The organism is Croceibacterium salegens (assembly GCF_009827435.1).
GTDB lineage: Bacteria > Pseudomonadota > Alphaproteobacteria > Sphingomonadales > Sphingomonadaceae > Croceibacterium_B > Croceibacterium_B salegens.
In genome coordinates this window covers 199670-211683 of record NZ_WTYM01000030.1, presented here as the reverse complement: position 1 = coordinate 211683, position 12014 = coordinate 199670, and the positions used below count along the sequence as shown (strand labels likewise).

At 65.2% G+C, this 12014-nt stretch carries 10 protein-coding genes; 2 read left to right on the top strand and 8 right to left on the bottom strand.

Translation table 11 applies throughout. The annotated features are described in order from the left end of the window. Positions 1-113 precede the first annotated feature (113 nt). Positions 114-566 carry a universal stress protein gene (locus GRI89_RS04720; RefSeq protein ID WP_159792683.1) on the top strand — a complete coding sequence of 151 codons (453 nt, stop codon included), beginning with the start codon at positions 114-116 and terminating at the stop codon, positions 564-566. Between the two features lie 3 nt (positions 567-569). On the opposite strand, the gene rnr is transcribed toward GRI89_RS04720, so the two are convergent. Beyond that, positions 570-2840: a ribonuclease R gene (gene rnr, locus GRI89_RS04715; RefSeq protein ID WP_159792681.1), complete on the bottom strand. Its 2271-nt coding sequence runs from the start codon at positions 2838-2840 to the stop codon at positions 570-572. Positions 2841-2975: 135 nt separating this feature from the next. Here rnr and GRI89_RS04710 point away from each other — a divergent pair, with 135 nt between their 5' ends. Continuing rightward, complete coding sequence (locus GRI89_RS04710) at positions 2976-4988, top strand: M3 family metallopeptidase (protein WP_159792679.1); 2013 nt, start codon at positions 2976-2978, stop codon at positions 4986-4988. On the opposite strand, the gene GRI89_RS04705 is transcribed toward GRI89_RS04710, so the two are convergent. From GRI89_RS04705 to radA, 7 genes are all read right to left on the bottom strand, one after another. After that, positions 4982-6526, bottom strand: a complete 1545-nt coding sequence (locus tag GRI89_RS04705; RefSeq protein ID WP_328598090.1) for an aminoacyl--tRNA ligase-related protein — start codon at positions 6524-6526, stop codon at positions 4982-4984. The two genes, GRI89_RS04710 and GRI89_RS04705, sit on opposite strands and share 7 nt — an antisense overlap. A gap of 56 nt (positions 6527-6582) precedes the next feature. Then, the gene (phaR, locus tag GRI89_RS04700) at positions 6583-7134 is read right to left on the bottom strand and encodes a polyhydroxyalkanoate synthesis repressor PhaR (protein ID WP_328598089.1); all 552 of its coding nucleotides are present in this window, start codon (positions 7132-7134) and stop codon (positions 6583-6585) included. Between the two features lie 75 nt (positions 7135-7209). Further along, the gene (locus tag GRI89_RS04695; RefSeq protein WP_159792677.1) at positions 7210-8256 is read right to left on the bottom strand and encodes an alanine racemase; all 1047 of its coding nucleotides are present in this window, start codon (positions 8254-8256) and stop codon (positions 7210-7212) included. Then, positions 8253-9626 carry an MFS transporter gene (locus GRI89_RS04690; protein WP_159792675.1) on the bottom strand — a complete coding sequence of 458 codons (1374 nt, stop codon included), beginning with the start codon at positions 9624-9626 and terminating at the stop codon, positions 8253-8255. Before GRI89_RS04690 ends, GRI89_RS04695 begins: the two co-directional genes overlap by 4 nt. 34 nt (positions 9627-9660) lie before the next feature. Beyond that, a complete protein-coding gene (locus GRI89_RS04685; RefSeq protein ID WP_159792673.1) occupies positions 9661-10095 on the bottom strand; it encodes an iron-sulfur cluster assembly scaffold protein in 435 nt (144 codons plus the stop codon). Further along, a complete protein-coding gene (locus tag GRI89_RS04680; protein WP_159792671.1) occupies positions 10095-10625 on the bottom strand; it encodes a CvpA family protein in 531 nt (176 codons plus the stop codon). Before GRI89_RS04680 ends, GRI89_RS04685 begins: the two co-directional genes overlap by 1 nt. A gap of 10 nt (positions 10626-10635) precedes the next feature. Beyond that, on the bottom strand, positions 10636-12003 hold the full coding sequence (gene radA / locus GRI89_RS04675; RefSeq protein ID WP_159792669.1) for a DNA repair protein RadA: 1368 nt from the start codon (positions 12001-12003) through the stop codon (positions 10636-10638). Between the last annotated feature and the right edge of the window lie 11 nt (positions 12004-12014).

Genomic DNA, 12014 nt, shown 5'->3' with positions numbered 1-12014 from the left:
CTGTCGGTCGGTGTCTCGTTTGGCCCGTCTCTGGCGAATTCGTGGCCCATGGGCAAGGACCTTGCTACTGGCGGTTTCGGCAGATACCAACGCGCCCCGGGGGACGAGAACTGATGCGGGTTTATCTTGCGATCATCGACGAGACCGAGGAAGCCCACTTGGCGCTGCGATTTGCCGCGCGGCGGGCGGCCGATACCGGGGGCTCGGTCCACATTCTTGCGCTAGTCCCGCGCCAGCAATTCAACGCTTTCGGCGGCGTCCAGGCGACGATCGAGGAAGAGGCGCGCGACCGTGCCGAGGTCATGGCGCATTCCGCCGCTGGCGAACTGTTTTCGGAAAGCGGGCGCATGCCGCAGATTGCCGTGCGCGTGGGTGAAGGCGTTGCGGTGATCAACGAATACCTCGACCAGCATCCCGAAGTTGCGGCCCTCGTGCTGGGTTCGGCCAAGGAAGGAAATCCGGGGCCGTTGATCAGCCACTTTTCGGCGCATTCGAGCTCGCTCAAGTGCCCGTTGTTCATCGTGCCCGGCGGCCTGTCCGCAGAACGGATCGACGAGCTTAGCTGAAGGCTACTTCTTCCGCCTTTCCTTGCCCTGGTGGCGGATGTTGCCCGGGCGGCCGCGCTTGCCCTGCATGTGCTTGGGACTGGGTTTGCTCTTCTTTTCCGTCGGACGCGCACCGCGTGGCTCGACCCTTGCCCCGCTTCCCTCGGGCAAGTCGAACTTGAGCGCACCGGTCAGCGGGTTGGCTTCCCCTAACCGCAACTGTAGCCGCTGGCCGACGGTGTAGCGCTCGCCGGTCTTCTCGCCGACCAGCGCCTGCGCGCCCTCCTCGTAACGGAAGTAGTCCTGGCCGAGCGTCGAAACCGGGACCAGCCCGTCGCCGCCGAAGCCGAGGATCGTCGCGAAGAAGCCGAAACTCTGCACCCCGGTGATACGCGTCTCGAACACCTCGCCTACCTTACCGGCCAGCCATGCTGCCACATAGCGGTCGATGGTGTCGCGCTCGGCTTCCATCGCCCGGCGTTCGGTCAGGCTGATGGCGTCGGTAACCTTGGCGAGATCGGCGCGGTCCTGGTCCGAAAGTCCGCTGTGCTCGGGGATACCGCCCTTCGGCCTGGGTTGTTCGAGGTGGAAGCTGTCGACCAGCGCGCGGTGTACCAGCAGGTCCGAATAGCGCCGGATCGGCGAAGTGAAGTGCGCGTAGCTGCCGAGCGCGAGCCCGAAGTGGCCGGCGTTCTGCGGTCCGTAGTAGGCCTGCGTCTGGCTGCGCAACACGGCCTCCATGACCAGCGCCTTCTCCGCCGGATCGGCGATGTCCTTGATCATGCGGTTGAACAGGCCGGGCGTGATGACCTGGCCAAGCGCGAGGTTCTTGCCGATCGACTTGAAGTAGTCCTTGAGCGCCAACAGCTTCTCGCGCGTCGGCGGCTCGTGGATGCGGTAGACCACCGGACTGGACTTGCTTTCGAGCGCCTTGGCCGCGGCAACGTTGGCGGCGATCATGAAGTCCTCGACAACGCGATGCGCATCGAGCCGCTCGCGGATTGCGATTTCGGCGATCCGGCCTTCCTCGTCGAGCACGACACGGCGTTCGGGGAGGTCGAGATCGAGCGGATCGCGGTTCTCGCGGGCGGCATTGAGTAGCTTCCAAGCGCCCCAAAGGTTGCGAAGGTTGTCCTCGGGACCCTCCCCGTCGAAGCGCGCCTGCGCATCCTCGTAGGCGACGACTTCGGCGATGCGGACCAGCGCACGGGTGAAGCGGAAGGCCGTGACGTGGCCGTGCTTGTCGATCGTGAGGTGGCAGGCCATGGCGGCGCGGTCCTGACCCTCGCCGAGCGAGCAGACGTCGGCGCTCAGCACCTCGGGCAGCATCGGCACGACGCGGTCGGGGAAATAGACCGAGTTGCCGCGCTTCCTCGCTTCGCGGTCGAGCTTGCTGCCGGGACGGACGTAGAAGCTGACATCGGCGATGGCGACGATGGCGCGGTAGCCGCCCTCCCCGTCGGGTTCGGCCCAGATCGCATCGTCGTGGTCGCGGGCGTCTGCCGGGTCGATGGCGATGATCGGGACGCCGCGCAGGTCTTCGCGCTTGTCCTCGCTGAGCGGCAGTTTCGCCGCCGCATCGGCCTCGGCCAGCACTTCGGGCGAGAAGATATGCGGGATGCCGTACTTGTGGATCGCGATGAGGCTGAAGGCGCGCGGGGCGAGCGGGTCTCCGAGTACTTCGAGAACCTTCACGCCCGCCTTGGCGCCGCGCCCGATGGGTTCGGCCAGCACGAGGTTGCCGGTCTCTGCCGACCCGATGTCCTTGACCGGGCTGGAGTTGCGGATGCGCTTGTCGACCGGGGCGAGCCAGTGGTGGCCCGCGGCATCGGTTTCGATCACCCCGAGCATCGCCTGTTCGGCGGCCGGAAGCTTCTTGATCGGGTGTGCGCGCCAGCCCTTGCCGGCTTCCTCGGTGCGGGCGAGCACGCGGTCGCCTTTCCGCAGCGCCCCACCCTTCTTGCTCTCGACGATCCGCACGCGCGGCGGCGGGACGGCGTCGTCGGGCTGCCAGGTGTCGGGAATCGCCACCGGATAGCCGTCCTCGACATCGACCACGCGCAGGACCGTGACTTTCGGAAGGCCGCCCATGCGGTGATAGGCGCTCTTCCTGCCGTCGATCAGCCCTTCGTCGGCCATGTCGCCAAGCAGTTTCTTGAGGCCGATCTTCTCCTGCCCCTTGAGCCCGAAGGCGCGCGCTATCTCGCGCTTGCCCGCCGGCCCGTCGCTCGTGCGGATGAATTCGAGCACCTGCTCCTTGCTGGGCAGGCCGTGAACTTTCTTGTGGGGTGGCATGGTCCGGATATGGCGAGCGCACGCCCACGGCGCAAGCCGACTGGAAGCACACCTGCTTCGACAGGCTTCATTTGCAAGTCAGCTTGAAATTTCTATTGAAACCGCATTCGCCCATCAGGAAAGTCCCCTTGCCACATGAAATCCATGTTCTCCGGCGTCCTGCTCGCCACCACCGCGCTCTCCGCGACCCCCGCCATGGCTTCTGAGGTCAGCGTGCTGGACACGATGGGACCGATCCTCGCTACAGCGCCCGATGGCGCGACGATCGATGCCAAGTGCGACGCCTATGTGGCGGCGATTACCGAGCGCAAGACCGCTCTGGAAAGCGAGAGCGGACCGGCAACCGTCGATGGCACGCTGACCCGATACGACGAGCTCAACGCCCTGCTCGGTGCGGGTTCGGGCGAGTTCACTCTCTACCAGGAGGTCATGGCCGACCAGGAACGCCGAGACGCCGGAGCCGCCTGCCAGGTCCGCCTCGCCACCCTGGGCAGTTCCATTGGCCTGTCTCGCCCGATCTACGACCGACTCAAGGCGATCGACGTCGGCGGTGCCGACGCGGCGACCCAGTGGTACCTGTCGCGCACGCTGCAGGCGTTCGAGGCTTCGGGCGTCGCCCTCCCTGACGGACCGCGCGCGCGGGTGCAGGAGCTCAACGAAAAGCTCGCCGAACTGGGCACGACCTTCCAGAACAACATCGCCAATGGGCGCGGCGTCATCAAGGTCAGGCCGGAGGAACTCGCGGGCCTGCCGGCGGACTTCATCGCCGCGCGCAAGCCGGGTGCCGATGGCCTGATCGAGATTTCGACCGACACGCCGGATTACCAGCCCGTCATGACCTATGCGGAAAGCGACGACCTGCGCCGCCGTCTGTCTGAAGTCTATAACCGCCGCGCCTATCCAGCCAACGACGAGGTCCTCACACAGATCTTCACCCTGCGGCAGGAACTGGCGACGATCCTCGGCCGCCCGAACTACGCGGCGCTCGTGCTCGAGGACAAGATGGTCAACACGCCGGAGAAGGTGCAGACCCTGTTGACCGATATGGCCGCGGCCGCCCGGCCCGCAGCTATGGCCGACTACGCCAAGAACCTCGAGGTCCTGCGCGAGCTGCGTCCCGGCGCAGAAAAGATCGAGTTCTGGCAGACCGGCTGGTTGAGCCCGAAGGTGCAGCAAAAGTTCTATGCCTACGACCCGCAGGAAGCCCGCCAGTACTTCGCCTACGACAACGTGCGCGACGGTATTCTCAGGCTTACCGAGGACCTGTTCGGCGTCGAGATCCGTGAATGGGACACTCCGGTTTGGGATCCCGAAGTGGAAACTTACGAGATGGTCGAAAACGGCAATGTCATTGGCCGGTTCTACTTCGACAACCATCCGCGTCCGGGCAAGTACAGCCACGCCAACATGGTGCCGGTCCGTCCCGGACTTAATGGTGAGCCGCCGGTCGCCGCGCTGGTGCAGAACTTACCCGACGGCGACCACAGCACCGGTCTGATGGAGCACAGCCAGGTTACAACCTTCCTCCACGAGTTCGGTCACATGATCCACGGCATGTTCGGCGGTCACACCCGCTGGCTCGGACAGTCGGGCGTGGCCACCGAATGGGACTTCGTCGAAGCCCCGAGCCAGATGCTCGAGAATTGGGTCTACGACTTCGACACGCTGGCGAAATTCGCGGTCGACAAAGACGGCAACACAATCCCGCGCGACCTGGTCGAAAGGATGAACCACGCGCGGTACTTCAACCTCGGGCTCGGTGACATGACGCAGCTCGGCTACGCCAACATCTCGCTTCAGTTCCACCAGAACCCGGTACCGGACAACCTCGGCGCGGCAACGCGACAGTGGCGGGACCAGTACGCCATTGTTCCGTCGCCCGAGTGGGTCGAAATGCAGGACGCATTCGGCCACCTCAACGGCTATTCGGCGATCTACTACACCTATCGCTGGTCGAAGGTCATTGCCGACGACCTGTTCACCCGGTTCAAGGCCGACGGCCTGCGTAACGCGACGACAGCCGCCGAATACCGCGCCAAGGTCCTCGCCAAGGGTGGGACCGAACCGGCTGCCGAACTTGTGCGCGACTTCCTCGGCCGCGATATCAGCCTCGAAGCCTACAAGGCCGAACTGGCAAAGGGTCAGTAAGCGCGGGCGACGTAGATCCGCTCGACCGCGGGCTCTCCGGTGAACAGGCAGGCGCCGTTTGCCGGTTCCGCGTCGAGCGGCACGTTGCGGAAGGTCAGCTTGCGGGCCTTGAGCTGCTCGACGACCTTGTCGAGCGCCCCGCCCTCGGGCCGCGACCACTGCACCTCAGCCCAGCCCGGATAGCGCTTGTCGGCCGCGAAGAAGGCGTCGAGCGCCTCGATGGTGTCGATATCGCGGACGATGTTTGCTTCGCGACGCGCATGGGCCTCGTCGAACAGGAACTGCTGGATCTGCTGCAGCACGGCCGCAGCATTCGTCACGAATTCGTCTTTCGCGGCGAAGTCGAAGGCGGGCTTGCCGTTGTCGAGGTTCCACAGCGCATCGCGGCGCAGGACGGCGACCTTGCCGTTCTCCATGTCCCGCGGGCCGACTTCGACGATCAGCGGCGCGCCCTTGCGGACCCAATCCCATCGCTTGGCCGCGGCCTTGCCCGGCTTGGCGTCGAGCAGGACACGCAGGGGTTCCCCGAACGCCGATTGCTGCAGCAATGCTGCGCGCAATCCGGCGCAATATTCGAGGATCGCCGCGTCGCCGTCGTCTTCGCGCAGCATCGGCACGATGACCACCTGGAACGGCGCCAGCGCCGGCGGCACGCGCAGGCCGTCGTCGTCGCCATGGGCCATAATCATCGCCCCCACCATGCGCGTCGAAACGCCCCAGCTCGTGGTGTGGCACAGTTGCTGGCTGCCTTCCCGATCTTGGAAGCGGATGTTCGCCGCATCGGCGAAGCTGGTGCCGAGATAGTGGCTTGTGCCGGCCTGCAGCGCCTTTCCGTCCTGCATCATCGCCTCGATCGACCAGGTACCGACCGCGCCGGGAAAGCGCTCGTTTGCTGGCTTCTCGCCGACGATGACCGGCAGCGCCACGTCCTCCTCGGCAAAGGCCTGGTACATTTCGAGCGCACGCAGCGTCTCGGCCATGGCGTCGTCGCGGCTTTCGTGCGCGGTATGGCCTTCCTGCCAGAGGAACTCGCTGGTGCGCAGGAACATGCGCGTGCGCATTTCCCAGCGCACCACGTTGGCCCACTGGTTGAGCATCAACGGCAGGTCGCGCCACGACTGGGTCCAGCGGCTCATCGCATCGCCGATGATAGTTTCCGATGTCGGACGCACGATCAACGGCTCTTCCAGCTTGGCCTCGGGATCGGGGACCAGTCCGCCCTTGCCATCGGCGATCAGGCGGTGATGCGTGACGACCGCCATTTCCTTGGCGAAGCCTTCGACGTGCTCCGCCTCGCGGACGAAGTTGCCGAGCGGGATGAAGAGCGGGAAGTAGGCGTTCTGCACGCCCGCGGCCTTGATCCGCCGGTCGAGCAGCGCCTGCATGCGTTCCCAGATGCCCCAGCCCCACGGCTTGATGACCATGCACCCCCGCACGCCCGATTCCTCGGCCATGTCGGCGCTGGCGATAACTTCCTGGTACCACTGCGCGAAATCGGCGTCGCGCGTGATGGAAAGAGCGTGGCGAATTGCCGTCACGATTGAATTTTCCGAATCTGTTTCAGTCTACGCGGCAGGCAGTGGCCCGCCGCGGACTATTTGCCAAGCTCGTCGAGCTTCTTCTGCATCGCCGCCATTTGCTTCTTGAGCAGATCGAGTTCGCTTTCGGTCCCGGCGGCCGGGGGCGGAGCGGCAGTGGTCTTGGGCATGAAGGCGCTGGTCGCGGCCTTGAACATGGCCATGTTGGTCTCGGCCATCTTGCTGAAGGCTTCGGGCCCGACGCTCGACTTCCAGGCGTCCTGAAGCTTCTGCTGGTTGGCGCGGAAGTTGTTCATCGAGGCTTCGAGATACTGCGGCATCACCGCCTGCATCGAGTCGCCGTACATGGCGATGAGCTGGCGGAGGAAGCCGATCGGCAGCATCTGCTCGCCGCTCGATTCCTCTTCCATGATGATCTGAGTCAGGATCGTGTGGGTGATATCGTTGCCGGTCTTGGCGTCGAGCACGACGAATTCAGTACCTTGCCGCGTCATCCGTGCCAGATCGTCGAGCGTGATGTAACTGGAGCTGCGCGTATTGTAGAGACGCCGGTTGGCGTACTTCTTTACGATGACCGGTTCTTCTGCTGCTGGTTGTGCAGTTGCCACGACCTCTTCATCCCCGTGTACAGTGTGCCCCCCATTTCTTAGCACTTGCAGCAAGTGCAGCGCAACATGAACGGGCTAATTTATCGTCGAAAATCTACGCCCAAGAGTGGTAAGCAATTCGTATTGTGAGATTCCCGTTTGTTTTGAGACAGTTGGCAGATCGAACGGGATGTCGAGCCAGTCTCCCTCCGCGATATTTTGTGCAACGCCGCAGTCAACCACGACCATATCCATCGAAATCTTCCCCAGAAGGGGTAACACGGCACCGCCGAACTGCAGCGCGCCCTGCCCCGCCCGGCAGCGCAGGAAACCGTCCGCATAGCCAATCGAAACCGTTGCCGCTCTGGTCGGGCCGTCTGCTGTCCATGCCGCGTTGTAGCCGACGCGATCGCCCGCCTTCAGGTCACGCAACTGGATGACTGCCGCCTGCGGATAAGCGACCTGGCGGATCGCTGGTGCCAGTTCGGGCCGCGGCACGCCGCCGTAGAGCGCTATGCCCGGCCGGGTGAGATCGAAGGCGTATTCCGAACCCAGCGCGATGCCGGAACTGTTGGCGAGGCTGCGCCTTTTGTGCGCAACATGACCTGCGAGCTGACAGAACAGCGAGCGTTGCTCCTCGTTCTGCGCGCTGTCCTCGTCGGCCGAGGCGAGATGCGACATCAGGGTCTCGACTTCGAGCCGGGCGATCGCCTCGTCGCCGATCTCGGTTGGCGGCAGGCCGAGGCGGTTGATCCCCGTATCAAGCATCAGGTCGCAAGGGCCACCGCCGCCCTCGAGCCAGAGCCGCGCCTGCCGCACGCTGTTGATCACCGGGCGCACTCCCTTGGAGCGGGCGAGTGCGACATGCTCGGCAACGTGCGGTCCGTGCAGGACGGCGAGCTCGCCCGGCCCGACGTGGGCGAGCATCGGCTCGACCTCGCTCCAGTGGGCGACGAAGAAATTGCGGCACCCGGCCTCGCGCAGCACCGGCACGACGCGCGCCGCGCCGAGGCCGTAGCCATCGGCCTTGATCGCTGCGCCGGCGGTCGCCGTTCCCGACATGGCATCGAGCGCGCGCCAGTTGCCGGCCAGCGCGGCTTCGTCAAAGCGCAGGCGCAGGGTGCGCGGAAGGACGCCGGTCATTCGTCGGCGAAGTCGCGCGGTGGGCCGTCGCGCAGGCCCCACCAGGCGAAGACGAGCGCCATCAGCACCACCGCCCAGGTGTACCAGAGTCCCGAATAGGGATTGCCCGTCTCGGCAACGATGGCGGTGGCGATGAGCGGCAGGAAGCCGCCGAAATAGCCGGTGCCGATGTGGTAAGGGATCGACATCGAGCTGTAGCGTATCTTCGGCGGGAACATCTCCGAGAGCAGAGCCGCCACCGAACCGTAGGTTGCGCCCGACAGCGCCGAGAGGACGAGCAGCGCGAAGATGATCACCATGATCTGAAAACCGCTCGGCGTGATACGAACGTTTTCGCCCGAGATCGCCAGCGAGGGCTCCATAACCCAACCGATCAGCCAGAAGCACGGGAACAGCAGCACCAGCGTCAAGGCATAACCCCAGACGATCGGCGGCTTGCGGCCGATGCGGTCGGACAGTGCGCCGAAATAGACGAAGAAGCTCATGCCGATCAGCGCCGCGATTCCGACGATGATTTCGGCCGCGGTTTCCTCGATCCGCATCGGGCCCTTGAGGAAGTTGAGGCCCGAGAACATCGCGGTGTACCAGATCACCGTCAGCCCGGCGGCCACGCCGAACAGGGCGACGACGATGCGCTTGCCGTTGCCGGGGTAGGTGAAGCTCTCCTTGAACGGATTGCTGCTCATCTGCCCCTCGGCCTTCATCGCCTTGAATACCGGGCTTTCCGACAGCTTGAAGCGCATCCACAGGCTGATCGCGAGCAGCGCGAGGCTGAGCACGAATGGCACGCGCCAGCCCCATGCGGCCCACGTCGCGTCGTCCATCAGCAGCTTGCAGGCCAGCACCACGATCAGGCTCAGCACGAAGCCGCCGACCACGCTCGCCTGGATGAAGCCGGTATAGAATCCGCGCCTCCCCGGCGGGCTGTGCTCGGAAACGTAGATCGCCGCACCGCCGTATTCCCCGCCGAGCGCAAGGCCCTGCATGATGCGCAGCAGGATGACGACGACGGGCGCAAGAAGGCCGATCGAAGCGACCGAAGGCACCAGTCCTACTCCCGCGGTGGCGATGCCCATCAGTGTCACCGTCACCAGGAAGGTGTACTTTCGCCCCAGTTTGTCGCCGAGATAGCCGAACAGCACCGCGCCGAGCGGGCGAAAACCGAAGCCGACCGCGAACCCGGCCCACACCGTCAACTGGCGTACGAGGTCGTTGTCCGAGGGGACGAAGGCCGCGCCGATGAAGCTGGCGAGCGTGCCGTAGATAAAGAAGTCGTACCACTCGAAGATCGTGCCGGCCGAACTGGCGGCGATCACGAGGCGGATCTCGCTGGCGCTCGGTTGGTGCACGACTGCCGCTGCACTGGCCATATTCGTTACCTCGTCCCCTAGTCTTCCTTCCCGATTAGCGGGCGGGCGAGACACTGCAAAGGGCGTCGCGGGCCGCCGTCCACGGCAGCATGATCGCGCCATGCCGGGCGGGATAGCCGCGCGCGGCGGAGAGCAGCGCCAGGTCCGGCCAGGCAGGCACGTCGCCGCCATCTGCCAGCCAGCGGGCAATCGCGTCGCCTGCGTCCGCTATCTCGTCCGAGGTCCTACCCTTGGCCGCACGTGCGAACAGTGCCGCCGCGGCCTGACCGATGGCGCAGGCGCGCACTCGCATTCCCAAGTCTGCAATCCGCCCTGCATCGTCGAGGTCGAGCCCGATATCGAGCGTGCTGCCGCAGCTCTTCGAGCGTGCGGAACCTTGCAGATGAAGCGCTTCATCGAGCGGCCATTCGGCCAGTTCAACCGCCAAACCGAGCAATTCGGGCGTGTAAAGGCGCTCCGCGCCGGCCATCAGGCGTCGCCGTCGATCGAATCGCTCTCTTCACGGAGCTCCTCGCGCCGCTCCTGGATCAGCTGAACCATCGCTTCCGAGGCGGCGTTGACGAAGGTGTAGGTGCGCGCTTCCTTGATCCACAGCGGTCGCCCGGTCGGGCCCCAGACCGTGTCGTAGCCGAGCACCACCAGCGAAAAGGCGATGATGACGATGATCACGCCCTTGATTGCACCGAAGCCGAAGCCGAGCACGCGGTCGATCGGCCCGATCACCGAGCCGCGCGAAGCCTTGCCGATATTGCCGGCGATAACCTTCATCGCCGCGTAGGGAATGAGCAGCAGCAACGCGAATGCGAGCACGGCCGCGCTCGTCGGCGAACCGAGGTAATCGAACAGGAACGCCGTCATGTCCGTATGCAGGTAGCGAATAGCGAATACCGCCAGCACCCAGGCTAGCAGGGAAAGGACTTCCTGGAGGAAACCGCGCGTGAAACCGCCGATTGCTGCGACACCCACGATCACCAGGACGATAATATCGAAACCGGTCATCGGTCCTGATTTAAGAGGCGCCGATTATCCGGTCAACGAGCTTGGGCAAGCGATCAACCGCATCGTAGCGCATGGCTTTGGGCACTTCGCCGACTTCTGCCGGCCCGCTGGCCGCATCGAAGCCGAGCTTGGCGGCCTCGCGTAGCCGAAGCCCGGCATGGGCGACTGGGCGCACCTCGCCAGCGAGCGAAACCTCGCCGAACCATGTACTGCGCAACGGCAGCGGCCTGTTGGCCAGCGCCGAGACCAGCGCCGCGGCCACCGCTAGATCGGCCGCCGGGTCGGAAAGCCGGTAGCCACCCGAGACGTTGAGGTAGACCTCGGCGGAGGAGAAATTGAGACCACAGCGCGATTCCAGCACCGCCAGCAGCATGGCAAGGCGGCTCGAATCCCACCCCACCACCGCGCGGCGCGGGGTCGCGCCCGATTGCAGCCGCACGATCAGCGCCTGGACCTCGACCAGCACCGGACGGGTTCCCTCGAGCGCCGGGAAGACCGCGCTCCCGGCAATCGGCGTCTCTCGCCCGGTGAGGAACAGCGAGGACGGGTTGGGCACTTCCTCCAGCCCCTGCCCGGCCATGGCGAAGACGCCGATCTCGTCGACCGCGCCGAAGCGGTTCTTGAGTGCGCGGAGGATCCGGTACTGGTGGCTGCGCTCGCCCTCGAAGCTCATGACCACGTCGACCATGTGCTCGAGCACGCGCGGCCCGGCGATATTCCCGTCCTTGGTGACATGCCCGACAAGAACCAGGACGGTGCCGTTCTCCTTGGCGTAGCGGATCAGCTCGAAGGCGCAGCCGCGCACCTGGCTGACCGTGCCCGGCGCACCCTCGATGGTGTCGGAGTGCATAGTCTGGATCGAATCGATCACCAGCAGCGTCGGCGCGGGTCCCCGCCCCAGCGTGGTGAGGATGTCGCGCACCGACGTGGCCGAGGCGAGCCGGATCGGCGCCTTGGCATGGCCGAGCCGCTCGGCCCGCAGCCGCACCTGCCCGGCCGCTTCCTCGCCGCTGACATAGACCACGTCGGCACCAGTCTGGGCGAGTTTCGCAGAAGCCTGCAGCAACAGAGTCGATTTCCCGATACCAGGATCGCCGCCCATCAGGATCGCCGCGCCCGGCACCAGTCCGCCGCCCAGCGCCCGGTCGAATTCGGGCAGCCCGGTCGAACGCCGCTCCAGCTTCTCGCCCGGCGCATCGAGCGGAACGAACTCGATCGCCCGCCCGCCGTTGGACAGGTCGTGCTTGGCGGAAAAGACGCTCGCCGGGGTATCCTCGACCAGCGAATTCCACTCCGCACAGTCGGGGCACTGGCCCTGCCAGCGGTGCGAAACGCCCCCGCAGGCTTGGCAGATGTAGCGTCGCTTTGTCTTTGACATGTTCCGGAACT